The 25875-nt window shown below is 64.8% G+C and carries 24 protein-coding genes; 15 read left to right on the forward strand and 9 right to left on the reverse strand.

Features of this window, described 5'->3' with window-relative positions; all coding sequences use genetic code 11:
* Window positions 1–58: 58 nt before the first annotated feature.
* The gene (locus tag ACLQ6X_RS13070; RefSeq protein ID WP_411700586.1) at window positions 59–859 is read right to left on the reverse strand and encodes a hypothetical protein; all 801 of its coding nucleotides are present in this window, start codon (window positions 857–859) and stop codon (window positions 59–61) included.
* A gap of 150 nt (window positions 860–1009) precedes the next feature.
* Here ACLQ6X_RS13070 and ACLQ6X_RS13075 point away from each other — a divergent pair, with 150 nt between their 5' ends.
* Window positions 1010–1249, forward strand: coding sequence for a hypothetical protein (locus ACLQ6X_RS13075; RefSeq protein WP_411700587.1), 240 nt, complete (start codon window positions 1010–1012; stop codon window positions 1247–1249).
* 241 nt (window positions 1250–1490) lie between these two features.
* Here ACLQ6X_RS13075 and ACLQ6X_RS13080 read toward each other — a convergent pair whose 3' ends face one another.
* The 4 genes from ACLQ6X_RS13080 to ACLQ6X_RS13095 all read right to left on the reverse strand — a co-directional run bounded on the left by ACLQ6X_RS13080 (window position 1491) and on the right by ACLQ6X_RS13095 (window position 5044).
* Window positions 1491–2303: an isocitrate lyase/phosphoenolpyruvate mutase family protein gene (locus ACLQ6X_RS13080; protein ID WP_411700588.1), complete on the reverse strand. Its 813-nt coding sequence runs from the start codon at window positions 2301–2303 to the stop codon at window positions 1491–1493.
* A gap of 109 nt (window positions 2304–2412) precedes the next feature.
* Window positions 2413–2742: a DHCW motif cupin fold protein gene (locus ACLQ6X_RS13085; RefSeq protein ID WP_411700589.1), complete on the reverse strand. Its 330-nt coding sequence runs from the start codon at window positions 2740–2742 to the stop codon at window positions 2413–2415.
* A 335-nt stretch (window positions 2743–3077) separates the two neighbouring features.
* Window positions 3078–3998, reverse strand: coding sequence for a sugar phosphate isomerase/epimerase family protein (locus tag ACLQ6X_RS13090; RefSeq protein WP_411700590.1), 921 nt, complete (start codon window positions 3996–3998; stop codon window positions 3078–3080).
* 107 nt (window positions 3999–4105) lie between these two features.
* On the reverse strand, window positions 4106–5044 hold the full coding sequence (locus ACLQ6X_RS13095; RefSeq protein ID WP_411700591.1) for a LysR family transcriptional regulator: 939 nt from the start codon (window positions 5042–5044) through the stop codon (window positions 4106–4108).
* Window positions 5045–5454: 410 nt separating this feature from the next.
* Between ACLQ6X_RS13095 and ACLQ6X_RS13100 the strand changes: the two genes are divergently transcribed.
* Window positions 5455–7983 (forward strand): ATP-dependent Clp protease ATP-binding subunit, encoded by a 2529-nt coding sequence (locus ACLQ6X_RS13100; protein ID WP_411700592.1) that lies wholly within the window; start codon window positions 5455–5457, stop codon window positions 7981–7983.
* A gap of 91 nt (window positions 7984–8074) precedes the next feature.
* Here the strand turns inward: ACLQ6X_RS13100 and ACLQ6X_RS13105 are convergent, their stop codons facing one another.
* Entirely contained in the window at window positions 8075–8770 is a 696-nt protein-coding gene (locus ACLQ6X_RS13105) for an SDR family oxidoreductase (RefSeq protein ID WP_411700593.1), read from the reverse strand.
* Between the two features lie 101 nt (window positions 8771–8871).
* Between ACLQ6X_RS13105 and ACLQ6X_RS13110 the strand changes: the two genes are divergently transcribed.
* From ACLQ6X_RS13110 to ACLQ6X_RS13125, 4 genes are all read left to right on the forward strand, one after another.
* On the forward strand, window positions 8872–9729 hold the full coding sequence (locus ACLQ6X_RS13110) for a helix-turn-helix transcriptional regulator (RefSeq protein ID WP_411700594.1): 858 nt from the start codon (window positions 8872–8874) through the stop codon (window positions 9727–9729).
* A gap of 103 nt (window positions 9730–9832) precedes the next feature.
* On the forward strand, window positions 9833–11032 hold the full coding sequence (locus ACLQ6X_RS13115; protein WP_411700595.1) for an NAD(P)/FAD-dependent oxidoreductase: 1200 nt from the start codon (window positions 9833–9835) through the stop codon (window positions 11030–11032).
* A complete protein-coding gene (gene sigJ, locus ACLQ6X_RS13120) occupies window positions 11029–11940 on the forward strand; it encodes an RNA polymerase sigma factor SigJ (RefSeq protein WP_411700596.1) in 912 nt (303 codons plus the stop codon). Before ACLQ6X_RS13115 ends, sigJ begins: the two co-directional genes overlap by 4 nt.
* Before the next feature lie 57 nt (window positions 11941–11997).
* Window positions 11998–12660: a DedA family protein gene (locus ACLQ6X_RS13125; protein WP_411700597.1), complete on the forward strand. Its 663-nt coding sequence runs from the start codon at window positions 11998–12000 to the stop codon at window positions 12658–12660.
* A 93-nt stretch (window positions 12661–12753) separates the two neighbouring features.
* Here the strand turns inward: ACLQ6X_RS13125 and ACLQ6X_RS13130 are convergent, their stop codons facing one another.
* Complete coding sequence (locus tag ACLQ6X_RS13130) at window positions 12754–13890, reverse strand: glycoside hydrolase family 3 N-terminal domain-containing protein (RefSeq protein WP_411700598.1); 1137 nt, start codon at window positions 13888–13890, stop codon at window positions 12754–12756.
* 111 nt (window positions 13891–14001) lie between these two features.
* Complete coding sequence (locus ACLQ6X_RS13135; RefSeq protein ID WP_411700599.1) at window positions 14002–14979, reverse strand: zinc-binding dehydrogenase; 978 nt, start codon at window positions 14977–14979, stop codon at window positions 14002–14004.
* 94 nt (window positions 14980–15073) lie between these two features.
* Between ACLQ6X_RS13135 and ACLQ6X_RS13140 the strand changes: the two genes are divergently transcribed.
* From ACLQ6X_RS13140 to ACLQ6X_RS13155, 4 genes are all read left to right on the forward strand, one after another.
* Complete coding sequence (locus ACLQ6X_RS13140) at window positions 15074–15658, forward strand: TetR/AcrR family transcriptional regulator (protein ID WP_411700600.1); 585 nt, start codon at window positions 15074–15076, stop codon at window positions 15656–15658.
* Between the two features lie 72 nt (window positions 15659–15730).
* Complete coding sequence (locus ACLQ6X_RS13145) at window positions 15731–16150, forward strand: hypothetical protein (protein ID WP_411700601.1); 420 nt, start codon at window positions 15731–15733, stop codon at window positions 16148–16150.
* Between the two features lie 2 nt (window positions 16151–16152).
* Entirely contained in the window at window positions 16153–16374 is a 222-nt protein-coding gene (locus ACLQ6X_RS13150; RefSeq protein ID WP_411700602.1) for a helix-turn-helix transcriptional regulator, read from the forward strand.
* Window positions 16374–17348, forward strand: coding sequence for an NAD(P)-dependent alcohol dehydrogenase (locus ACLQ6X_RS13155; RefSeq protein ID WP_411700603.1), 975 nt, complete (start codon window positions 16374–16376; stop codon window positions 17346–17348). The genes ACLQ6X_RS13150 and ACLQ6X_RS13155 overlap by 1 nt, the downstream gene beginning before the upstream one ends.
* Before the next feature lie 367 nt (window positions 17349–17715).
* On the opposite strand, the gene ACLQ6X_RS13160 is transcribed toward ACLQ6X_RS13155, so the two are convergent.
* Window positions 17716–19803, reverse strand: coding sequence for a 3'-5' exonuclease (locus ACLQ6X_RS13160; RefSeq protein WP_411700604.1), 2088 nt, complete (start codon window positions 19801–19803; stop codon window positions 17716–17718).
* Between the two features lie 146 nt (window positions 19804–19949).
* Here ACLQ6X_RS13160 and ACLQ6X_RS13165 point away from each other — a divergent pair, with 146 nt between their 5' ends.
* From ACLQ6X_RS13165 to ACLQ6X_RS13185, 5 genes are all read left to right on the forward strand, one after another.
* A complete protein-coding gene (locus ACLQ6X_RS13165; RefSeq protein WP_411700605.1) occupies window positions 19950–21671 on the forward strand; it encodes an AAA family ATPase in 1722 nt (573 codons plus the stop codon).
* Complete coding sequence (locus tag ACLQ6X_RS13170; protein ID WP_411700606.1) at window positions 21668–22540, forward strand: hypothetical protein; 873 nt, start codon at window positions 21668–21670, stop codon at window positions 22538–22540. The genes ACLQ6X_RS13165 and ACLQ6X_RS13170 overlap by 4 nt, the downstream gene beginning before the upstream one ends.
* Window positions 22541–22627: 87 nt before the next feature.
* Window positions 22628–23245 (forward strand): DUF4956 domain-containing protein, encoded by a 618-nt coding sequence (locus tag ACLQ6X_RS13175; RefSeq protein WP_411700607.1) that lies wholly within the window; start codon window positions 22628–22630, stop codon window positions 23243–23245.
* Window positions 23242–23985 carry a polyphosphate polymerase domain-containing protein gene (locus ACLQ6X_RS13180; RefSeq protein WP_411700608.1) on the forward strand — a complete coding sequence of 248 codons (744 nt, stop codon included), beginning with the start codon at window positions 23242–23244 and terminating at the stop codon, window positions 23983–23985. Before ACLQ6X_RS13175 ends, ACLQ6X_RS13180 begins: the two co-directional genes overlap by 4 nt.
* Window positions 23986–23995: 10 nt before the next feature.
* On the forward strand, window positions 23996–25756 hold the full coding sequence (locus tag ACLQ6X_RS13185; RefSeq protein WP_411700609.1) for a carbohydrate-binding domain-containing protein: 1761 nt from the start codon (window positions 23996–23998) through the stop codon (window positions 25754–25756).
* Window positions 25757–25875 lie beyond the last annotated feature (119 nt).

Below are 25875 nucleotides of genomic sequence, written 5' to 3' on the forward strand. Positions count from 1 at the left end.
CACGAAAGAACCGCCCGCGTCAGACGCGGGCGGTTCTTCGGGTGGTGCCGGAGTGGCCTTACTTGCCGAGACCCGCGCGGTCTACCTTGCGGTGGTAGCGCATGCCGGCGAGACCGCCGAGAACCGCTCCCGCGAGGCTGACGGCCACGGCGAGCAGCGCGGTGATGATGCCGGCCGCGGTGAGTTCGCCCTCGCCGATCGGGATGCGCGGGAACGTGTCGAGGTTCGACAGCACGTTGTACTGGTTGCCCGCGATGGCGCCGACGATGGCCAGCACGATGGCGATCACGATCGCCCAGAGCCACACGGCGACTCCTTGCTTCGCGCCGCTGAACCGTGCCATGCGCCCGGCGACATATCCGCCGCAGTAGTACGCGATGAGCAGAATGACGAGAACCGCGATGGCCCCGATGATTCCGATCGTCTCGGCATCGGCCTGCGCGACGTCGGTCACATCGTCGCGCGTGGTCTCGGTTCCGAGCCCGAGGGCGGCGCCCGCTCCGGCGACGAGCGCGGTCAGGATCACGACGGTGCCGGTGGCGGTCAGCCAGCCGAAGAAGGCCGAGCCGAACTTGAACCCGCCGAACTCCTCCTTCTCGCGTGCGACGACGTTCTGCCGAACCGTGCGGCCGTCGGCGCTCGGTTCTGTTGCGGGCCGACGCTCGGAGGCGACGTTGCCAGCGGATGTCACGGGCTCTTCGTACACGACGGGACGTTCTCCGACCGGAGTGCTGTTCGCATCGACGGTGCGAGCGGGCTCGGCGTCGACCGGGCGGTCTGCCCGGTGGCCGGCCGCTGCGTCGGCTGCTGCGGCGTCGCGTCGACGGTCGTTTTCGATGGGATCGTTTGTGTTGGTCATGGTGTTACCCCTTTGTGCGTTGTGGTGCTGTATACCCACTAAGCACCCTCGGGCTGCCGACGGGCAATGGTCAGCGCAGTAGTGGCGCTAGGCACGAATGTGTGCCTGAGGGAATGAGGCGGGTGCGCGTCAGCAGGCTAGGCTCTCGCCATGACTCCCCAGCCTCCTACCGCCCGAGCTACGTGGACTCGGATCGCTCTCTTAGCCCTGATCGCTGGCGCCCTCGCGGCCTTGGGTCTGGTCGGTCAGCAAGTTTTCGAATCGGCCGGCGGATTCGCAGCGCTCTTTCTCGCGATCACCTCGACGCTTTCGGTAGTGCTGGCGCTCGTCGCCATAATCGGCGCGGTGAGGCTCCTCAGCACGAATCGCCGCTCGACCCCCACCAAATAGCCCCGTTGCCCGCGCGCTCTCGACAGGGGGCCTTGGTTTGCGGAGAAGCGACGTGCTTGGGAGATGCGACCAGACGGGTAGGGGATACCGGATGTTCTCTGAAGTGGGGATCTCTTATCGCGCAGGCGCTCACCGGAAACCGAGGGGCCGGCTCTGGGTGTCCGTTTGACGATCGGTCACCGGGACGTTCGCAGGTCCTCGATGTCGTAGCGTGCTCGCAATCGAGCTTCTCGAAAATGATTCAGTCGCGGATGGTTCTGTTGAGCGCCGTCCATCCGAGCCCCGGTGGTGTGGAGATGGTGGCTTCGGGGAGGTTGAACATGGTCGAGGCCCATTCTTGCGCCACGCTGTAAGCGGCTTCCGCGATCGCCGATCCGGCGCTGACACGACTGGCGCCGGCTCGCGCGAGGTCGCCGATTGGCAACGTGCCGGGACCGAAGGCGACGTTGACCGGCAGTGTGATCGTGTTCACGAGGGCCGAGATCGTGTCTGTCGACAGGGCGCCCAGGACGAGAATGCCGCTCGCCCCTGCACTGGCGTACGCCGTCGCCCGCTTCATCGTCTCCTCGAGCCAGTCGTCGCTTCCTGGGTCTCCGAGAAGGTGCGTGTCGATGCGAGCGTTGATGAACAATGGGATGCCCTTCTCCTCCGCGGCGTCACGCGCAGCCCGGATACGCAGCTCTTGCTGCTCGATCGGGCTCAAGGAGTCCTCTATGTTGACGCCCGCGACCCCAATGTCGAGGAACGCGTCGACGGTCGCGGCGACGTCGCTCGGTGTCTCGCCGTAGCCACGCTCGATGTCAGCGGTAACGGGGACGTCCACGGCTGCCGTAATGCGCTCCACGGCGAGCAAAGCGCTGTCGCGCGGCAGGTCGTTGCCGTCACGGTGGCCGCCTGACCATGCGACGCCGGCGCTGGTCGTCGCGATCGCGCGTGCTCCGGCAGCGAGGACCACGCGCGCCGAGGCGACGTCCCACACATTCGGTAGGACGATCGGCGTGCCGGGCTCATGCATCGCTCGGAAGCTCAACGTGCGTTCAAGGTGCGTACTCATCGGACCATCCCATCACATCTGGCAACGGCCTTGAGGGCCGATGTCGTCCCGGGACGTACATGTGAGGCAAAGGATGCCCCACCGGGCCGAGGTCCGCCTGGCGTGCTGCCTAATCGACGATGAAGAGTTTGGCCCCGTCTTCCGTGCTCGATCGGTGGGCTTCCATGCCCGTGCCGACCTGGTAGCTCTGCCCCGCCGTGAGTTCGACTACCCGGCCGTCATCGAGTTCGGTGGTGAGTGACCCGTCGAGCACCAAGAGAAGGTGCCCGCGTGTGCACCAGTGATCGGCCAGATAGCCCGCGCTGTAATCCACCATTCGGAGTCGCGTCGCGCCGATCTCGACCGACCGCCAGCGAGCTTCGCCCGTGGAGCCGTTATGCACGGTGTGTTCGACGGACTTCCATTCGATGGTCGAGAAGGGATGCGCAGCGAATTCCATCGCCGTACCATACAACAGTCATGAGGGGCACGTCGGCGACGAGAGGGTCGGACTGTACGATTCGCTCGCCCGGCAGCCCGGCAACGCCGAGCGTGATCAACGTGAACCGATAGACCATCGACTATCGGGCGCGCGAACTAGATGCGGACGATCGCGAATGCTTCGACGAGAAGCCGGTCCGGGGGTGTTGAGCCATCGCGGTTCGTCCATTACGCCAGCGCGACGTCAAGACTCGACAGCGATGCATGGACGCGGGTCTGAGCCCGGAACATAACACTTTCATCCGTCCCGTCAGGTCGCTCGACAATGACGGGTTCGAGCATGGCTCCGTCCGGTCAGGCGCGAGTGACGATGGTGAATGCAGGTACGTGCTCGGCTCGGTCGAAGGTGGCGATGGTCTTGTCATAGACGCGTTGAACACCGTCCTCGACGGGGAGGGCCCGTAGCTCTCGCGAGATAATTTCGACGCCCCAGTGGCCACGCCATCCGGCGTCGTGGAGTGCGGCGACAAAGGCCGGGGTGTCCAGTGCACCGTCTCCGGGCATCCGTCGGTTGTTCACCGTGTCGTCCCACAGGGTGCCGACCACGTCGGCGTCGGCGTCGTCGAGTTCGACGACGAAAACGTGCTCCATCGGCAGTGTGTCGATCATCGCCTGGTAGTCGGTGCCGCCGCGACGCACATGCCAAGCGTCCACGACGAGGCCGGCAGCGGGGTTGGCGATCTCCCGAACGAGGTCAGCTCCGGCGGTGATGGTGGTGATGTTGGACATAGGCATCGGTTCCATCGCGACCCGCAGGCCGTGCGTCGCCGCGTCGGTGGCGAGCGAGTCGAAGGATTCGCGGAAGCGGTCGGGCGTGACGGGGTGCTCGACACCGAACGACTGCAGTTCGGCGCCGACCTTGATCGTCGTGGCCCCGAGAACGCTCGCTGCCGCGAACAGGTCGGCGCGCACGGCGTCCGAGGCGTCGCGCAGACTGCCGTTCGCCCACCAGTTGCTGATGAACTCCAGCTCGACCGTGGCGATGCCGTGGCCGTCGAGGAGCGTTTTCAGTTCGCGCACACCGATGGCCTCGACGATCTTCATAAGATCGCTGTGCACGAAGCCGACTCCTGTCCAGCCAGCCTTCTGCACGGCGGCCAGGCGGGAGCGGATGTCGAGCGGGCTTGTCTCGTCGCCGATCGCAGGGCCGGCGTTCCCGGACCAAGTCCAGACCGTCGCAAGCAGATCGCGGTTCGTGATGGTTCGAGTCGTCACAATGATCACTTTCCACGGAACTCGGTCGGAACGTTCCGTCGGTCCATCGTCCGCCCTGCACGTCGATCCGTCCAACACATAGATGCGCTCAGACCGATCGCTTCTGCTTATGGCAGCGTGCCGGCGACCGCCGCATCCTCGGCGGACTTTCCCAGGAATCGGTAAGAGGCTTCGTCGACGAAAACCTCAGCTGCGCGGGAGAGACGCGCGGGGTTGAACACGAGACTGACCGGGTGGACAGCGTCAGGGTCGGCCAAGGGAATGACCGCGAACGCCTCGACCGCGTTCTCGGCCTCCAGAGCGTCCGTCCGTGGCACGATCGTCACGCCGATGCCGTGGCCGGCGAGGCGGATCATGTCGATGATCTGTCCCACTTCGAAGGAGCCGACCAGCGGTGCGCCGGCACGGGCGAACCCGTCCTCGACGCGTCGGCGCAACCCCGAGCCTTTGGCAAAGTGGATGAACTGGCCCTGCGTGACGAGTTCGGGGATACTCACAAGGCGCCGCGAGGCGAGCGCGTTGTCCTTGGCGACGACCGCAACCAGCGGGTCGACGGCCAGCAGCAAGGAGGACACGGTCGCGGGCAGTTCGTGCGGTTCAAGGCCCACCAGCGCCACGTCCAAATCACCGGCTGCTACCGCAGTAGCCATCTGCTCTGACGGGGAGTCGGTGATGGTGAAAGTAATGCCAGGGTATCGCTCGTGGAATGAACCCATGACCTGCACGACATCGATCGACGTCGCTGGGGACTGGAGCAGCCCGATCCGCAGAGTTCCCCGTCGCAGGCCTGCACGTGCATCCATCTCGACGTTGATTGCCTCTACGTCCCCGAGGACACGGCGAGCCAACGGTAGGAGGGCCTCGCCGGCGTCGGTGAGCGAGACTGATCGAGCGCCGCGTTCGAAAAGACGCACATCGAGCTCGCGCTCGAGCCCCGCGATCTGCTGGCTCAGCGCAGATTGCGCGACGAGCTGCTGTTCTGCGGCGCGCGTGAAATTCAACGCCTCGGTGACAGCGACGAAGTACCGCAGGTGCCTGAGTTCCACAGTGTCTCCTCGCGTGCGTGAGGCGGGCGTCATGCGACGGGCAGCCATGGAGAACGTTACGCACTGCACAGCGTTTTCCCGTACCCTCACGACGCATCTTTGGCGATCTCCCTAACCTGACTGAGGCTGTTCCGCGATCAGGAAGGCAGGCCGGACAGATGATCGTTGTTTCGCTTCTAGGATCTGCCCGGACCGGGTCGATCACCGCGCGCAGTTCATCGCGGTTCGGCCTCCTGCGCCATTGGTTGCTCAAATGCCCGTTTACCCCGCCCGGTGAAATCGCCTGCGGGGGTACGCCAAGTGCAACCCGCTTTAGCGGGGACTCCCATGCGAAGTTGACTGCGGGAATGAAATTCGACGCCCGGCGTTAACTTGAGTCGAAGGCACTCAAGTCTTACCGGGAGGTCCCATTGCCTAACACACCAGATGCCAGCAGCTCGTTCGACGAGTTCCTTGCGCGCTACCTACAGGGCGAGCGCTCGGCCGAATCGCCGCGCGCCATCAACATCGGCCGCCTGCTCAGCCGCAGCAGCCGTGAGATGCTCGCCGAGGCCGGCCAGTTCGCCCTCGACCACGGTCACAACGAGCTCGACGCCCTCCACATCCTGCGGGTGCTGGCCGCGAACGAGCCCGCCGCGGGCGCGATCCGCGGTGTTGGCGCGAGCCCGGACGCCGTCGTCGCCGCCGTCGAGAAGCGTCTGCCCGAGGCATCCGGATACGCGGGTGACGAAACCCCGTCGCTGACGCGATCCGGCCAGCGCGCGATCTTCCACGCCCTGCAGGTGGCCCGCGCCGCCGGCAGTACCTACATCGACCCCGAGCACCTCTTCTTCGCGCTCGTTCTCAACCAGGACTCGCCCGCCGGCCAGGTGCTCACCGCCGCCGGCGTCACGCCCGAGGCCCTGCAGAACAACCTGCGCGAGACCGTGACCACAGCCCCGCAGACGGACGAGACGGCGGCAGAGCCCGCATCCGAGACCCCGACCCTCGACACCTACGGCACCGACCTCACCGAGCGCGCCCGCAACGGAGAGCTCGACCCCGTGATCGGTCGTGCCGACGAGATCGAACAGACCATCGAGATCTTGTCGCGCCGCACGAAGAACAACCCCGTTCTCATCGGCGAGGCCGGCGTCGGCAAGACCGCGATCGTCGAGGGGCTGGCCCAGGCCATCGTCGACGGCGGCGTTCCCGAGCAGCTGCGGGGCAAGCGCCTCGTCAGCCTCGACCTGCCCGCCATGCTCGCCGGAACCAAGTACCGCGGCGACTTCGAAGAGCGCCTCACCAAGCTCATGGACGAGATCAGCGCCCACAAGAGCGACCTCATCATCTTCATCGACGAGATCCACACCGTCGTCGGCGCCGGTGGCGCGGGCGAGGGCGGCATGGACGCGGGCAACATCCTGAAGCCGCGTCTGGCCAAGGGCGACCTGCACCTCGTGGGCGCCACCACGCTCAAGGAGTACCGCTCGATCGAGAAGGACCCCGCGCTCGAGCGGCGTTTCCAGCCCGTGCAGGTGGGGGAGCCCGGCATCGAAGACGCCGTTCTCATCCTGTCGGGGCTGCGCAAGGCTTACGAAGACCACCACGCTGTCAGATATACGGATGCGGCCATCCGCGCCTCGGTCGAGCTGTCGGCCCGGTACGTCACCGACCGGTTCCTGCCCGACAAGGCCATCGACCTCATCGACCAGGCTGGGGCACGGTTGCGCCTCAAGCTGGGTTCGAAGGTCGACGTCTCGGCGCTGCTCGAGGAGCTCGCCGTGCTCGAAGGCTCGAAGAACTCGGCCGTCGCGGCCGAGAAGTACGAGGAGGCGTCGAAGTTCCGTGACGACATCCAGGCGGTGCAGGCCAAGCTCGACGGCTCCACGTCGTCGACGCGGGCCGACGCGGTGGTCGACGAGGCCGAGATCGCCGCGGTGATCTCGCGCGCCACGGGTATCCCGGCGGCGCGCCTCACCGAGGCCGACCGTTCGCGACTCGCCAAGCTCGAGACCGAGCTGCACGCCCGTGTGATCGGGCAGCACGACGCGGTATCCGTTGTCGCCAAGTCCGTTCGGCGCAACCGCACGGGCATGGGTGACCGCAACCGGCCCGTCGGCAGCTTCCTCTTCCTGGGCCCGACAGGCGTGGGCAAGACCGAGCTGGCGAAGGCTCTGGCCGAGTCGCTCTTCGGCGACGAGAAGGCCACGCTGCGCTTCGATATGAGCGAGTTCGGCGAGCGCCACACGGTCTCGCGTCTCGTCGGTGCCCCTCCCGGATACGTCGGCTACGACGAGGCCGGGCAGCTCACCGAGCGCATTCGCCGCAACCCCTACTCTGTCGTTCTGTTCGACGAGATCGAGAAGGCCCACCCCGACGTCTTCAACCTGCTGTTGCAGGTTCTGGATGACGGACGACTCACCGACGGCCAGGGCCGCACCGTGGACTTCCGCAACGCCGTCATCATCATGACCTCCAATGTGGGGGCTGAGGTGCTGGCCAGCCGCAGTGGTGCCATGGGCTTCGTGGGGTCGACGACCGCCGATGGATTCGCGCCGGAGAAGGATCTGCGCGACCGGGTGATGGGCAAGCTGCGCGAGGCGATGCGCCCCGAGTTCCTCAACCGCATCGACGAGATCGTGCTGTTCCGCAAGCTCGACAAGGCCCAGCTGCGCGAGATCGTGCGGCTGCTGCTCACGGCGACGCAGGCGCGGCTCGAGGGTCGTTCGATCAGCCTGGCCGTCACGGACGCCGCCGTCGACTGGATCGCCGATCACGGCTACGAGCCCGAGTACGGTGCCCGCCCGCTGCGCCGGTTGATCCAGCGCGAGCTCGACGACCGCATCGCCGACCTGCTGGTGACCGACGCGCTGTTCGACGGCGGAGCCCTGACGGTCGACGCAGTCGATGGCGCTCTTACGGTCACGGTCGCTGAGGGGTTGCCCCTCGCGGCTTAGTGCCGGTTGAGTAGGTCGCTCAGCGACCGTATCAAAACCCCTCCACAGGTCTCGATACGGCCGCGGGCGGCCTACTCGACCGGCGTGACCGCTACCAGGGCATAACCCCGTCGCGCGCCACGAACGTGCCCGTCGGTCCATCGGCGCCGATCGTCGCCATCGCCACGACCGCGTCGGTTCCCTCGGCCACGGTCTGCGTGCCGCTGTTGCCGTTCAGGTCGGTCGCCGTGTACCCGGGGTCGACCGCGTTGACGCGCATGTCGGGAAACGCCTTGGCGTACTGCACCGCGATCATCGTGGCGGCCGATTTCGACGAGCCGTACGCGATCGTCGCGAAGGTCGACTCGATGTGCGCCGGGTCGTTCACCCGGTCGAACGAGCCGAGTCCGCTCGATACGTTCACAATGACCGGCGACTGTGACTTGCGCAGCAGCGGGAGCATCGCGTGCGTTACTCGCACGACGCCGAAGACATTGACGTCGTACACCTCGCGCACGATGTCGGCCGTCACGTCGGCAGAGTCGGCCTGCGACCCCGAGATGCCGGCGTTGTTGACGAGCACATCGAGGTGGCCTGCTTCTTCGAGGATGGATGCCGCAGCGCCCGCCACAGACGCGTCATCCGTCACATCGATCTGTACGAATCTCGCGCCGAGCGATTCGGCCGCGGCCGCTCCCTTCTCTGCGTCGCGGGCTCCGAGATAGACGGTGTGGCCGAGTTCGATGAGGCGTCGTGCGGTTTCGAAACCGAGACCTTTGTTGGCTCCTGTGATGAGTGTTGTTGTCATGGCTCCAGCGTGCGGCGGGTGTGTTTCGTGGAGAAGGCACGCTGTTGACTATGGACTGCGAGTACCACCCTCCCGCGGCGCGGAGGGTGGAGACTGAAGCAATGAACGACGTCGCGCCGCACGAACTCGCTGTCATCCTGCGCGCCTGGCGCGACCGGCTGGCGCCCGAGGCGGCGGGCATGCCGCGCGGTAGCGGTCGTCGCGCTCCAGGTCTGCGGCGCGAGGAGCTGGCGTCCCTCGCCGGTGTTTCCGTCGACTACCTCGTGCGGCTCGAGCAGGGGCGGTCGACGAGTCCGTCTCCGCAGGTCTTGGCTTCGATCGCCCGCGCGTTGCGACTGACCAACGAGGAGCGCGACCACCTCTACCGCGTCGCCGGTGCGGCCGTGCCCACGAGCGCGGAGGTGCCGCGACACCTCACCCCGAGCATCCAGCGCATCGTCGACCGGCTCGGCGACACCCCGGCCGCCGTGTTTTCGGCGACCTGGGATCTGATCAGCTGGAATCCGCTGTGGGCGGCGCTGCAGGGCGACCCGTCCTTGTATTCGGGCAAGGCGGCGAACGTCGCGTGGCGCGTATTTATGGCGGGGGAGAATCCCGAGATCACCCAGAGCGTCGAGGAAGCCGATAATTTCGAGCACGACCTCGCCGCCGACCTGCGCTCGGCCTCGGGCCGGTACCCGAACGACAGGGCCCTCGCCGAGCTGATCGCGACGCTGCTGAAGTCGAGCCCGCGGTTTGCCGACCTCTGGTCGTGCGCCCGGGTGGCGACGCACCTTTCGTCGAAAAAGATCGTGCACACGGCGATGGTCGGCCCCATCGCCCTCGACTGCGACGTGCTGATGGCGCCCGGCAGTGACCTGCGCGTCGTCGTCTATACGGCCGAACCGGGCTCGACGGACGCCGCCCGCCTCGACCTGTTGCGCGTGGCGGGGCTGCAGCAACTGACCGCTGTCGGTTAGGTCGCTCTGCGTCCTCCGGCCGGGGCGTGTCTGACAGAGACGTTCCTCACATTCCGGATGGCTATGTCGTCATGAGTAGTGAAGGTCTATCTCAGGAGGACAAATGAAAACGATCGTCATCGTCGGAGGCGGGTACGCCGGCGTCATCTGCGCCAACCGCCTGCGCTCGTCGCTCAGCGATGCGGAAGCAGCCAGCGTCCGCATTCGTCTGATCAACCCCGATGAGCATTTTTACGAGCGCATCCGCTTCCATGAGGTCGCCGCAGGCACCCGTGACACTGCGGCCATCCCACTCGCAGACATGCTGCACCCCGATGTGCAGCTCACTATCGGCACGGCGGCGCACATCGATCCGGCAAAGCGCGTAGTCGACGTGCGCGAGGCGAGAGGCGGTCTCTCCACCTACGCATACGACAAGCTCGTCTACGCGGTGGGAAGCGGCGACTCCACAGACCGAGTCAAAGGCGCTGGCGAGTTCACGTATGCAATAGCTGACCCTCATTCGGCTACAGCGGCGGCGGGATCGATCGCCGCTGCCCGAGCTGGACAACGTGTCGTCGTCGTCGGAGGCGGTTTCACCGGAGTGGAGACGGCCGCTGAGGTCGCGGAGAAGAATCCGGAGCTGCGGGTCACTCTGGTCACGTCAGGGCCCCTGGTCAGACCAATGCGTGCTCGGGCGCGGCGCAGCATCACCAAGCGTCTCAACCGGCTGGGCGTTGATATCGAGAACCGCCCTTTTGTATCCTCCGTGACCGAAGGCACTCTGCATTTCGTCGACGAGTCGACGATGGTGTTCGACGTCTGCTTATGGACAGCGGGATTCTCAGTGCCCGACCTCGCTCGGGATAGCGGTCTCGCCTGCGATGAGGTCGGGCGGCTACGAGTCGATGAGCATCTCCGCTCGATCGACGTCCCGGATATTCTTGGCGCCGGTGACGCCGTGCGACTCCCCGAGCAGTACGGACAGCACCTGCGCATGGGTTGCGCGGCGGCGCTCCCGCTTGGCGGCGCGGCGGCCGATGTCCTCCTCGCCCTCCTGCGTCGCCGACCATTGCCGATCACGTCAGTCGGGTTCTTGGTGCAGTGCATCAGCATCGGTCGGCGCGACGGCTACGTTCAATTTGTGAGGTCGAACGACACAGCAACACCTTTTGCCATCGGTGGCTCACTTGGTGCACGGTTTAAAGAGATGATCTGCACGATGACTGTCGACGGTCCGCGTAAAGAGCGGAGCAAGCCGGGAGCATACTGGGCACCCAAGGGGCCCAAGCCACTGGCCGACGGGGAGCTGACTCGCGCATGACCGTTGCCGCACCGGGGAGTGCTGATCACCGTCGGCTATTCGGCGTCGCCTACCGTATCTTCGGTTCGGTTCATGACGCCGAAGATGCGGTCCAGGAGGGGCTCATACGCTGGCACCGTCTGGATCAGGATCAGCGCGACCTGGTGCGAGAGCCAATGGCCTGGCTCACTCGCGTCGTCAGTCGGATTTGCCTAGACGAATTGGGGTCGGCACGAGCTCGTCGCGAACAGTACACCGGCATTTGGCTGCCCGAGCCACTCATCGGCTCCTATGCCGGGGAAGGTTCGGGTCGTGGAGCGATGGACCCGGCCGATTCCATCAGTCTGGACGAGTCGGTGTCTCTGGCACTCCTCGTCGCGATGGAGAGATTGAGTCCGGGGGAGCGGGTCAGTTTGATCCTTCACGACGTCTTTGGTCTCAGTTTCGATGACATCGCCGAAATCGTCGGGCGGACAACCGGATCATGCCGACAGCTCGCCTCCACCGCTCGACACAAGATCGGCGCGCCTCCGCGGCCGACGTCGAGCACGTCGGACCAGAAGGAACGCGACGGAGTAGTAGAGGCCTTTCTCGGTGCGTGCATGGGCGGCGATTTGGAAGCGCTCGTCCGCGTCCTAGACCCGAGCGTCGTGTCGAGAGCTGATGGTGGTGATCACACCCGGGCAGCAAGGAAGGCTGTTGTCGGATCGGACCTCGTTGCTCGTTATCTTCTCGGAGTCGTGGGGAAGCAGCGTCAGCTCACGGCGACGCTAGCAACCACGATTGAAATGGTGAACGGTCGCACCGGAATCGTCACGCGTGAGGGGGACAGGATCATCGGCGTCTTCGATCTGGAGATCGTTAGTGGTCGAGTCACCGAGATCGCGATCCAAGTCAACCCGGAAAAGCTTCACGTCTACACGCCCTGAGATCGACTCCTCCTCCCACCCAAACTCCGCTCAGGTTCGCCCCTTACCCTCGAACCCATGCCCACCGACATCGCCGATGGTTCCCAGCTCACAGGTTTCGCGGATTGGGCGGTCGGGGTGATGGAGACGCTCGGCGCTCCCGGTGCCGGTCTCGTGATCGCAATCGAGAACCTGTTCCCGCCGCTTCCGAGCGAAGTAATCCTTCCGCTCGCCGGTTTCACCGCGAGCCGCGGCAGTTTCGGTCTCGTCGACGCAATCGTCTTCACCACGCTCGGCTCGATCGTCGGCGCGTGGGTGCTCTACGCGCTCGGCGCCTGGCTCGGCCGCGCCCGCGTGCGCGCAATCGTCGACAAGCTGCCGCTCATGAGCGCGGAGGACTTCGACAAAACCGAGGTCTGGTTCGGCAAGCACGGCACGAAGGCCGTCTTCTTCGGGCGGATGGTCCCGCTCTTCCGCAGCTTCATCTCGCTGCCCGCGGGAGTCGAGCGGATGAACCCGCTCGCGTTCACCGCCCTGACGGCCGCCGGCAGCCTCATCTGGAACTCCATCTTCGTCATCGCCGGCTTCTACCTCGGCGAGAACTGGCACGTCGTCGAGCAGTATGCGGGCGTGTTCCAGAAGATCGTGATCGCCGTGGTGGTCGCGCTCGTCGCCTGGTTCGTGGTGACGCGGGTGCGCAGCATCCGGGCCCGCAAGCGGGAAGAGTCGCTGGTCGAGTAGCTCGCGCAGCGAGCGGCCACGCTGGTTGAGTAGCTCGCGCAGCGAGCGGCCACGCTGGTTGAGTAGCTCGCGCAGCGAGCGTATCGAAACCCGCTAGCCGGCGTTCTTCAGCGTCATTACGCGTCGCGCCGCGGCATCCACCAGGTTCGCAAACTCCGGGTCGCTCTGCGCCTTCGCGACGACCGCGTCGATCATCTCGGCGGCGATAGCGGGCGATCGCGACACCAGCACGATGTCGCAGCCGGCCTCGATTGCGAGCACCGCGCGGTCCGCGGGCGACCACGCCGTCACCTGCGCGGCCCCCGACAGGTCGTCGGTCATGATCACGCCGTCGAACTCGAGCCCGCCGCGCAGCAGCCCGGTGACGACGGTGGGGGAGAAGACGGCGGGCGCCCCCGAGTCGATCTGCGTGTAGATCGCCGACGACATCATCACCACGTTCGCCCCCGACGCGATCTCGCTGCGGTAGATGCCCACGCTGTCGCTCTGCGCGTTCGTGGTCGTGTCGGTGACGCCCGCGGTGTCGTCGGTGTTCGCCGTGATCGCGCCGAGCCCCGGAAAGTGCTTGATCACGCTCGTGACCCCACCCGCGCTCATGCCGGCGCGAAACGCGTCCGCGTGAGCCACGATGCCCGGGGCGTCGAACGCGAACTCGCGGTCGTACCCTCCGATGGGCGGGTTGGATGTCGCGGCCTCCCTAGAAGCGATGAGATCCACCACCGGCGCGAGGTTCATGGTCACCCCGGCCGAGGCCAGTTCGCGGGCCCAGGCGGTGGCGCCAGTCTGCAGGCTGGCCGCATCCATCGCCCCTTGTTCCAGAGCGGACGGCATCTCGCTGAACCCGGGCCCCCTGAGCACCTGCACCTGGCCACCCTCCTGGTCGGTCGAGACCAGAAGGGGGCGATCCGGCGGAGCGGCGGCGGTGAACTGCGCGACGACGGCGGCGGTCGCGGCCGTTCCCGCGCTCGACCGGCCCGACAGGAAGACGCCGCCGACGAACCGGTCGCGTACTGCAGACAGCGTCGCGGCCTCTGCTGCCGACGCTGTGGTGCCGACCATGAACACCTGGCCGACGCGCTGTTCGAGGGTGAGCCCGGCCAGCGGGTCGGCAGTGGCGGTCGGCGTGGGAGTGGGCGGCAGGGTGGTCGCGGCGGGCTGCGGCGCGGGCGAAGCGCACCCCATGAGCATCAGCGCCACAGCGGAGAGCACAATCCACGAGCGCGTCTTCACCCTCCCAACCCTACGCGTGCTGCTCTGCTGGTTGAGTAGCGCGGTGGAGCTATGGCAATCGCGCCAGCGATTGCGCGACCCCAGCGCCGACTGAGCCTGCGAAGGAGGGCCCTACGGCCGCAACAGCACCTTCCCCGCACGCCCCTCGACGAAGTTGGCCTTGCTGGCCGCGCCCGCCTCGTCGAACGAGTAGGTCGCTTCGACGGGCAGGGTCAGCGATCCCTCGCGGATGCGCAGGCCGAGTTCGCCCAGCAGGCCCGCGCGCTTGTCGGCGCCCATCGAGCCCATGACCTTGCTGCCCCAGAAGCCCTTCACAGTGATGTTGTTGAAGATGATGGCGCCCGAGCTGATCTCCATCACGGGCGAATCCATGGCGCCGAAAACGATCAGTGTGCCGTTGGGGGAGAGCAGCGACACCAGGTCGCCAGAAGCGCTACCGCCGACGGAGTCGAGGGCGATCGTGATGGGGGCGCCGGAGGTGATCTCCTTGACCTTGTCCTGCCAACCCTCGCTGTCGGTCGCGACAATGTTGCTGATGCCCTGCTCCTCGAGCTCGTCGACGCGGGCGGCCTTGCGCACTAGGCCGATCACGTTGATGCCGCGGGCGGCGGCGAGCTGTGCGACGAGGCGCCCGACGGCTCCGTTCGCGGTGTTCTGAACCATCCAGTCGCCCTCCGCCAGCTCGAGGGTGTCGAGCAGGCTGATCGCGCTGAAGGGCATCGACACCAGCTGCGCGGCGACCTCATCGCTCAGTGAGTCGTCGACGGGAATTAGGGCTGCCGCCTTGGCGATGAAGTACTCGGCCCAGACGCCGAAGGTTCCGCCGGTGGCGACCCGTTGGCCGACGGTGAGGTGCGTGACATCCGCACCAATGGCGTCGACGACGCCGACCGCTTCGGTGCCGGCGCGGGCGGGCATCTCGGGCTTGAATCCGTAGGTGCCGCGGATGGTCCACAGGTCGTGGTTGTGGATCGGGCTCAGCAGGGTGCGCACGCGCACCTCGCCCGCGCCGGGCTCCGGCGTTTCGACGTTCTCGACCGCGAGAACCTCCGAGGGCTCTCCGAACTGGTGATGGATGATGGCGCGCATGGCGACCTCGACTTTCTGTGAACTGGACGTTTTACTATACTGCAATGACCGGTTCAAAAAGAATGACCGGTTCAAAAAGCAGGGGAGCCTGGATATGGGTCGCTCGAAGACATTCGCCGACGTCGAAGTCGTGCGCGCGGCGCGAGAGGCGTTCTGGAGCAAGGGCTACGAGAGCACCGGCATCGCCGACCTCGAGACCGCGACCGGGCTCAACCGCTCCAGCATCTACCACGCGTTCGGCAGCAAGCGCGGACTGTTCGACGAGGCCGTCGAGTCGTACCTCGACGACGTCGTGCGTCCCCGCCTCGCGCCCCTCGCTGCCGAGGTGGTCGCCCCCAACGCGCTCGAGACCTACCTGCGAGGACTCCGTGACGCGATGGTCGACGAGCCGACCTCGCTTGCGGTGAACGGATGCCTCTTGCTGAACGCCACAGCGGCGCTCCTCGGTCACGAGGGCGGACTGCAGCAGGTCGTGACGCGTTACTGCGCCGAACTGCGCGCTGGCGTCACTGCTGGCGCGATCGCGCGGCACCCCGACGTCGACGCCCCGACGATCGAACTCATCGCGACCACAGTCACCGGCCTGGTCTTCGCGTCGATGGTCGTCGTGCGCGTCGACCGCACCGCCGCGGGCCGCACGCTCGACGCCGCACTGAGCGCCGCAGAAAGATCAATGTAAAACATTCTTGACACGCGCTACCAGCGCGCCCTACTCTTCCCATGTAAAGAAACTTTGACATGGGAGAGACCGATGACACTCGAAGAACGCCGCTCGTGGACCTACCTCGCCGTGGCCGTCGTCGTGTACGGGGGCTACCTGTTCTCCGTGCTGGGGAGGGCCGCATCCGCCCCTCTCGTCGACGTCGACTACGTGCCCGCGATGCTCTGGTCGATCGGTATCGCGATCGTCGCCGGCATCGTCATCAACATCGTGATTGGCATGTTCACGCCGCGTCGCGACCAGAAGACGGACGTGCGCGACCGCGACATCGGCTACCTCGGCGACCGGGTCGGGCAGTCGTTTCTCGTGATCGGCGCCCTCGCCGCCCTGCTGCTGGCCATGATCGAGGCGGACTACTTCTACATCGCGAACGTGCTCTACCTGGGCTTCGTGCTGTCGGCGGTGCTCGGCGCGATCACCAAGGTCATCGTCTACCGCAGGGGTTTCTGACCGTGGTCAAGGCGACGAGTGTCACTAACAACATCCGTGCGTTGCGCGCCTCAACCGGCGAGATGACGCAGGCCGACCTGGCGGAGCGCATCGGCGTCACCCGCCAGACCATCATCGCCATCGAGCAGGGACGCTATTCGCCCTCGCTCGAGGTGGCGTTCCAGATCGCGCGCGAATTCAAGGTTCCGCTCGACGACGTCTTCCAATACGGAGGTTCCAACTGATGAAAGCGATAGTGCAAGACCGATACGGCGACTCGTCTGTGCTGCACCTCGACGACGTGCCCATGCCGACGATCGGCGACGACGACGTGCTGATCGAGGTGCGCGCCACCTCGCTCAACATCGGCGACATCCATCTCATGACGGGACTGCCGCTGATCATGCGCCCGTTCGTGGGATTCAAAGGTCCCAGACAAAGAATCAGGAGCATGGATGTCGCGGGGCTGGTGCACTCCGTCGGCCCTCGTGTCACGGCCTTCAGGCCCGGCGACGAGGTGTTCGGCGTCGTCGACGCCGGTCTCGCCGAGTATGCCCGCGCCTCGGTCAAGAAGATCGCCCCGAAGCCGGCCTCGCTCTCGTTCGAGCAGGCCTCGGCGATCCCCACGTCCGCGGCCACCGCCCTGCACGCGCTGCGCGACACCGGTCACGTGCAGGCCGGGCAGAAGGTGCTGATCATCGGAGCGTCCGGCGGTGTCGGCATCTTCGCAACCCAGCTCGCGAAGGCGTTCGGCACACACGTCACCGGCGTCGCCAGCACCGCGAAGCTCGACCTGGTGCGCTCGCTCGGCGCCGACGAGGTCATCGACTACACGACGACCGACTTCACCCGGTCGGGGGAGCGCTACGACCTGATCGTCGACATGGCGAGCACGCACACGTTCGGCGATCTGCGCGGCGTTTTGGCACCCGACGGCACGCTTGTGATCGTCGGGGGAGAGGCCGGCGGCCGCTTCACCGGCGGCGTCGGTCGCGCGATGACGGCACCGCTGCGGGCCATCGGCTCAAAGCAGAAGCTGAAGGGCCTGATCTCGCTGACAACCGCCGCCGACCTCGCCATGCTCACTGAGTTCGTCGAAGCGGGCAAGCTGGCGCCCGTGATCGACGCCGCGCATCCGCTGGCGGATGCATCCGAGGCAATGGCTCACCTGCAGTCATCGCGCGGGTCAGGCAAGCTCGTGCTCACACCTGCCGGTTGAGTAGGTCGCTCCGCGACCGTATCGAAGCCTGCTTTCGAAAAGCGAGCCGCCACTATCACTATCCAACATGGCGGCGGCTCGCCCTCGTGCGTAACTGCGACGTCAGGCAGCTAAGGCTCGACGAGCATTTTGCTCTTTATTAACCCATAGCGATGCATTGCTTACAGCGGTCGTTTCCGCCGGTACCGGAAACACGATTGCTCGCGGGGATCTGTTGTCCCGTGGGGCAATGTTCGTGATCATGATAGACGTCGGGATCCGACGGGTTTGACGAGTGATATGCGCTCATGACGTTCTCCTTTGAAACATCGTGAGGAGCAAGGTGCCCCTACAACGCAACTGTATGTAACGGATGCGGCACAGGGGCCTACGAAACGCCGACCCACAGCCCGTCACGCGCTCGCGTCATCGCCACATACAGTGCGCGGCGATCAAGTTCTCGACGCTCGCTCGATGCGTTGTCAGCGGCGGGTGCAGATTCGAGAAGTGAGCGGGGTGTACGTGCCATCAGTACCTGTTTGAACTCGAGCCCCTTCGCCCGGTGAACGGTTCCGACCTTCACCGCATCAACTGCTTGACCGCTGTAATGCGTCAGCTCAACCGTGGGGATTCCGGCAGCCTGCAGCGCCTTGACCATGTGAGCAGCCTGCCAATTGGCGAGTGCGAGCACACCCACATCGCCGTAACTCGTGCCCGTCGCCTTGACAGCCAGAACGTGGTCCACAAGCGATTCGTCGTGGAGGGTGGTTGAAGCGAACCGTGTAATCATTGGGGCGGGGCCGTGCCTCAGGATCTCCTGTGAAGCATCCGCCATGCTTATCGCGCCCTCGATGTCGACGAATTCGTCGCCGGCGACAAGCGAGGCGGCGAACTCTACGATCTCGAAGGTATTTCTGTAGTTCGTGGTCATGACAACGCCGCGGCCAGCGATCGACACATTCGCCTCGGCAAGAGTGAAGCCGCCAGGGTAGATCGTCTGTTGGCCGTCGCCGATCAGGTTGAGCCCGTCGGGCTTGTTGCCAACGAGCGAGTGCAACATTCGCACCATCATGCACGTGAGATCCTGAGCCTCGTCAATGATGACCGCGCTGTAGCCTTCGAGCGGCTTCGTCCGTAGCGAGGCAGCGGCGTGCAGGATGACATCGGGGAAGTCGTAGATCTGGGCTGCGATTCGAGCCTTCTCGTAGGCAACGTAGAAGCGCCACACGTGGCGGCGCTGCTCGACAGTCAGCCGTCGACGTCGCCCGGAACGCGCCAGAGCGGAGTACTGATCGATGGTCCGGATGCCACGGCCTTTGATCACTGCATTGATCTCGTCGAGCCAGTAATCGGCTGAAGGGTCGAGCACCTCAAGGTCGGCGCCATAACGGGACCAAGTGGCGTCGAAGAGGCTCTCAGCCTCTTCATGTTGAAGATTGACGTGCACGCCTCGCTGTTTGAGTACGTCGAGGGCGAACGAATAGACGCCGTGAAACTCGACGCGGTCACTCACATCGGGAGCGAGCCGCGCGAGTAGCGATTCGAGCACCGCAGGGAGGGTTCGGACGAACGCCGTAACGAGTACCTTGCCCTGATTCGATCGCGCCAAATAGGCCGCGCGATGCAAACCGACGACGGTCTTTCCCGTCCCGGCAGCGCCGCGAATCCGCGAAGGACCGGAAAAGGTCCGATTCACGAGCTTCGCCTGCGTCGGGTGCAGGAACGCCATCCAATCTTCGATCGGAAGCGCCATCACTCCCTCGACGAGTGCGCTCTCGATCTCGGCGGCCGTCAATCTGTTCACATAGACGGCTTCAGGCAAAAGGTCCGGTAGGTCTTCGGGCAGAACGGGTTCGACGAACGACAGATCCAGCTCCAGTGAATTGTCGGTCTCATAGATGGGAAAAAGCTCGTCTAAGGCCTCGACGACGTTCGCCAACTGAGCGGTGGAGAGTCGCGCGCCCGCTCGCGAGATGCGCGTCACCACCTCAGCTTCGGAGAGGAGGGTGACCCCGTAGAGGTCCGTGCTCTTGAAGTTCCGCTTGTCAGTGAAAACCGCCAGCGCGTGAACTTCGCCGGGCGCTAGCCCGATGTCCGCGAGAATTGTGCGGGTGGAGTCGGCTAGGTCAGCGATGTTGGCGAAGTCATCCGTGACATCCGCCTGATCCCGAAAGACGGCCCCGCCGGCGACAGTCACGTCGCGCCACGCTTTGGCGTCGACGATGAAGACTCCGCCCGGACCAGCGACGATGAAGTCGACCTGCGCGCGACGGCTTTTCGGCCACCGACGGTCGGCCAACACCGTGTAGCCGCGGCTCTCGAGCACTTCGAGTGTGTGCGCTAGGCGCCGCTCGCTGTGTGCGGCCGCAGCAAAGCGTCGTTCCATTTCCTTTGCGGCGGTCGCGAGGCGTTCGAGTTCTCCGGCCAGCAAGCCCTGGCGGTGCGACTCGAGTGCGGCGGAATCACCTGCGGGCATTCGCGGATCCTGTCGTCGTGACGCTCACGGCCGAGCGTCCGTCTCATCCTGCACTAGCTGAGCCTCCCTCGACAGAGGCCAGTTGTGGGGGTAGCTGACTCCCGTCAGAATTCAATAATGCTGAGATTTACTAGTAGTTTGAACGCATGTTGTCTTGGGGAGTTAGTGATTTCAAATCGCTCGTGTCAGCTCGATTGAAACTCGACGGGCGACGGTTAAGCGTTGTGAGCGGTACCAACAGCTCCGGAAAATCGTCACTTTTGCAATCACTATTGCTCCTATCGCAGTCAAGTGCCGGAGGAGGCGAGCTTGCGCTCAACGGTCGACTGGTGCGTCTGGGTGCGCCTGATGACGTGGTGCGTAACGGTCAAAAGAGTCTCGAGCTCGCCTTCGAATTCTCTCCGGTCGAAGGTAGATCGCAAGGACAGACCGCTCCTGAAATGAAAGTGCAGTTTTCCCTTGCCCCAAACGGACCTAGGCTCACCGTCGTTGATGTCGAGATTTTGGACCTAGCCGACGCAACAGTTGTTTTCGAGGCGACGGTGACTCGGCTGAACCGGGCAGACGTAAAGGCGCTATCTGACCTGCTCAGGGACGATTCACTAACGGTGCTCCGAATATCTACGGAGAACCAACGACGCGCTGCAAACAGGATGTATTTGGTTCTGCGAGGTTTGATGCCGGTGGGAATCGCACTGATCAGATCGGCCTCGTGGATAGAAAAAACCTATAACGGCTACGTCGAGGACTCGAGCTTCAAGAGCCCCAACGTTCAGGAGAACCCAAACCGGCTACGTTCCTTTGTGACGAATGAACTCAGTTTGCTGGTGAACAAACGGGAGTTCATGGCCTCGCACCCCGAAATCGAACCGATTGAAGATCAGTCGCCGATGTATCGAACTCGGTGGTCACTTCAAGAGTGGCGATCAATGGAAGCGAATGTCCGCCAAGAGCTGGTGGATTTGGCTATTCGTCAGCGTTCTCGGAACCCCTGGGTGGTCATTTCGACCAATGGCGCTCGTTTCGACGGGCGGAATCCCACGCGCTATCAAGGGCTCGTAGAGAACGTGGTGGCAAGCGAACACGAGCTAGCTCTACACCTACTCGCGACAGTGGGGGAGGAAATTGAGAACACGGCGGACGATATCGCATACCTCGGGCCGCTGAGGGACGAACCGAGGGTTGTCCATAGCGCTTGGGACGAGCGAATGGAATCTTTGCCTGTTGGTATTCGTGGCGAGTTGACTGCCGAAGTGCTAACCCGGCTAAAAGATCATCGGGTGACGTATGGCGATTGGGATGGTAAAACCCGAACAGAGAGGCTACCGGAAGCGGTCAGTCGCTGGTGCGAGTACTTGGGCATTGGAGACCACATTGAGGTGATCGATCACGGGAAACTGGGACGCGGCGTTCGACTTAGAGTTGAGGGCGTTCATCGAGACCTTACGACGATTGGCGTGGGTGCAAGCCAGCTGCTTCCGGTCTTAGTCGCGGCATTGGCTATCGACGAGAATTCAATACTTTTGATTGAGCAGCCCGAACTTCACCTGCATCCCGCGGTCCAGTCCCGCCTGGCAGACTTCTTCTTGTTCGCCCGCCCTGACGTTCGACTCATAGTAGAGACCCATAGTGAGTATCTCGTGACTCGCCTGCGTCGTCGTGTTGCTGAGGGCCGTACGCCTAGCGACGGCATAGCGGTCATATTCGTGGAGCAGGAGAACGGAGCGTCGACTCTCCGCACCCTTTCGATCGATCAATTCGGGGACATGTCGGAATGGCCCACGGGGTTCTTTGACGCGCAGGATTCTGACTCGCTCGCGATTATGAAAGCTGTAGCTAGGACGATGCAAGCCGGGCTCGATTCGTGAGGACGATCGTCTTTGACCCTGGTCTGGCGCTTTCAACTTTCAGCTCTCCAGTGGAACAAAGTCGTTTCTGGGTTCGTTTTGTCGAATGGGAGCGCGATGAACGCGTCGCAATGGGCAGTGAAACGCATGGAGCAGTGAGTCACTTCTACGCGACGCGAGTATGCAGCAGCGGCAGTAGCGTGCCGGCAGGCATGTCCAAAGGGGTGCATCGAGCAATGAAGGCTCTGCTGAGCCGGCCCCCGCTCAAGAACGCTGATTCGTTTAGAGAGCGAACACTGGACGTAAAGTACCTTGGCAAGGACGCTAACGCCACTATTCTCGCGATTGACATCGGGGCCATGCAGCATGCATCCGAGTTGCACCTCGCGATCGCCGCCGAATGCTGGCCTGCTGGTGTAACGGTTGGGCGCGTACTACCCGCTCCGCCGGAGCGGGTCTTCTTCCAAACGGTGCCGAACTCACCAACTGAATCGGAAAGGTGGGAAGCTCGCGCAGACGCGCTACAAGACTTCAAACTTCTTGTCGTCGGCGGCCAACCAGACAGGTCTGTTGCGGAATCACTACTTGCGAAACTGAATGTCGACAGATCTCGACTTGTATGGGTCCCCTGTGAGAAGTCCAAACCTCCGCGAAATCTGGATGCGCAAATCAAAGGTACCCGGGACTCACAAACGATTGTGATTTGCATCACCGGGAAGATGGGGCATTCGACGTCTAACAAAGTTCGGGAGAACTGCACGAAGGTGGGGATCCCGCTTGTCAACGTGGAGTCTGCGGGTGAGATATTGCCGAAACTTGGAAAGTACGCCGATGCGTTGGTCGCCGCCGCTCGTCTGGCTCTGAGCACCGGTGCTGACGTGGGAGCCTAGAACCACAGCCCCCACATAGAAACCGCATAGCCGCCCCTGTCTAACTAGTCACACCTCGTTCACCGACTAGTAACCCAGGAGCGCACCATGGTTTCCGCCGTAATGATCGCCATCGATCTGTTCGCCATCTCGATCATGACGTTCGGCATGTATTTCCCGCGTCACCGGCGCCGCGATCTCGTGGTCGCATTCCTCGGCGTCAACGTGGGCGTGCTCGCCGTGGCGACCGTGCTGGGCTCTTCGGAGGTCGGCGTCGGCCTGGGGCTCGGCCTCTTCGGCGTCTTGTCGATCATCCGGCTGCGGTCGTCTGAGATCTCGCAGACCGAGGTCGCCTACTACTTCGCGTCCCTCGCGCTCGGCCTGATGGCCGGACTCAGCACGACTATCAACCCGCTCGTAATCGCCCTGATGGCGCTCATCGTGCTGGTGCTGTTCGTCGGCGACAACCCGCGCCTGTTCAAGCAGTACCGCCAGCAGACGGTGCAGCTCGACACGGCCTACGCCGACGAGACCAAACTGCGGCTCGAACTCGAGCGCATGCTCGGCGCCCGCGTTCAGAAGGTCACCGTGCAGCACCTCGACCTCGTGAACGACACGACCCTGGTCGACGTGCGCTACCAGGCCATCAGCAAGCCGCCCACCCAGGCGCGGTTCCTGGCAGCGGATGACGCCGAGCAGCGCGACCTCGTAGGGAGCACCCGATGAACCACCTCGACACCATCTCGCTCGACGAGCTGATCGCCGCCGCCGCGCTGCAGACCCGGGTCGACCGCAAGTACATCCTTCGGGCGCACGAGGCGGATGCCGTGCTCGAAAAATTGGATGCGACGACGCGCGTTCTCGAGATCGACGGGCAGCGGGCATCCAACTATGAGTCCGTCTACTTCGACACCCCCGGACTGCTGAGCTACCGCATGGCAGCCACCGGACGCCGCCGGCGCTTCAAGCTACGCACGCGCAGCTACGTCGACACCGCCGAGTCGTACCTCGAGATGAAGACGCGCGGCGCCCGCGGCACGACGATAAAAGACCGCCTGCCCTACCTGATGCGCGACCGCGACGCCCTCACACCCGACGGGCGCGAATATGCGGATGCGGCCCTCGATGGCATCGGAATCGACCACCCGGAGCAACTCGACCTCGTGCCCACCCTGGTCACCCGCTACCGCCGAGCGACTCTGTATGTGCCGAACTCGCAGAGCCGCGCGACCGTCGACACCGACCTCAGTTGGGAGACCAACGACGGCGCAGTTCTGCGGCTGCCGCGCTCGGTGATCATCGAGACCAAGTCTGGTCAGCGCACCAGCGACGTCGACCGACTCCTCTGGTCGCACGGACACCGCCCGGCCACGATCTCCAAATTCGGAACCGGCTTAGCCGCCATGCGGCACGATCTTCCCTCCAACAAATGGGCGCGCGTACTGCGCCACCACTTCGACGCTTAGGACCCACATCATGCGCAAAAAGTTCGCCCTCCCAATGACCCTCACCTCCCTGCTGCTCGGCGCCGTGATCCTCACGGCCTGTGCGACAACGACAACAGAGGCCACCGACGCAGCCGCATCGAGCAGCTCGGCCATCGCCGACGTCGACGCGACGCTCACCGCCGAGGCGGTGCTCGCCGCGAACGAAGACGCCACCACGACGAACGACGACGAGTGGTCGATGGACGACGCCGTCGAGATCACGCTCGACGGAGACACCGCGACATCCGATTCTGAGAACGTCACCATCGACGGATCGACCGTCACCATCGACGGATCGACCGTCACCATCACGGCGGCCGGCACCTACGTGCTCAGCGGCACGCTCGACGACGGGCAGATCGTGGTCGACTCCGTCGACGAGGGGGTCGTCGCGCTCGTACTCGACGGCGCCGACATCTCCTCCACAACGGAATCGGCGATCACGTTCACCACGGCGACCAACGCGGTCGTCTCGCTCGCCGACGGCAGCGAGAACACGCTGAGCGACACGTCCGCGTACGCCGACACGGCCGAGGCCAACGCCGCGCTGTACGCCGACACCGATCTCACCATCACCGGCACCGGAAGCCTCACCGTGAACGGAAACGGCAACGACGGCATCACCTCGACCGACGATCTAGTCGTGCTGTCGGGCACGATCGCGGTGGACGCGGTCGACGACGGCCTGCGCGGCAAAGACTCGCTCACCGTCGAGGACGGCGACATCACGGTCACCGTCGGCGGCGACGGACTCAAGAGCGACAACGACGAAGACCTGACCCGCGGCTACATCGACATCCAGGGCGGCACACTCGACGTGACGGCCGCCGGCGACGGCGTCGACGCCGAGACCGACCTCGTGATCACCGGCGGCTCCGTCACGGTCGCGGCCGGCGGAGGCGCGAGCAAGCAGGTAACCGACACCTCGTCCAAGGGTCTTAAGGGCGGCACCTACGTGATCGTCGAGGGCGGCACGATCGACGTCGACTCCTCCGACGACGCGGTGCACTCGAACGGTGCGATCCACCTGGGCGGCGACGCCGAGGTCACCCTCGCCAGCGGCGACGACGGCGTTCACGCCGACACCGCGCTGCTCATCGACGGCGGCACGGTCGCGGTCACCGAATCCTACGAGGGGCTCGAGAGCGCCACCATCACCGTCGCGGAAGGCACGGTCGACGTGACGGCGAGCGACGACGGCATCAACGCGTCGGCCGGCACGACGACCGAGACCACGGGCGGCGGCATGGGCGGCGAGACCGGCGGCACCGAGATGGTCTCCATCACCGGCGGCGACACGACCATCCACGCCGACGGCGACGGGTTCGACTCGAACGGATCCGCCGAGATCAGCGGCGGCACCCTCACCGTCTACGGGCCGACGAACGACGGCAACGGCGCGCTCGACGTCAACGGAACCCTCGAGGTGAGCGGCGGCACGGTGCTCGCTGCCGGCAGCTCGGGCATGGTCGTCTCCCCGAGCGATGACTCCGCGCAGGGCTTCCTCGCCGCGACGGCCAGCGGCGAGGCCGGCTCCGAGGTCGAGATCCGAGACGCGGATGGCACGGTGGTCACGTCGTTCACTTCTGAGAAGCAATTCGCGTCGGTCGTCTACTCGGGTAGCAAACTCGTGGCCGATGCCGAGTACAGGGTCTACGTCGACGGCTCCGAGGCGGGCACGGCGACCGAGGGCGTGGCGGCCGCCGGCGGAATGGGCGGTGGCGGAATGGGCGGCGGCGAACGGCCGTGACGCTAGCGTGCTGGTTGAGTAGGTCGCCCAGCGACCGTATCGAAACCCCGCCGAGGTTTCGATACGGGCCGTAGACGGCCCTACTCAACCAGCGGGTACCCGCCGCAGACGGCCCTACT

This window comes from Conyzicola sp., from assembly GCF_046714715.1.
Classification (GTDB): Bacteria; Actinomycetota; Actinomycetes; order Actinomycetales; family Microbacteriaceae; genus Conyzicola.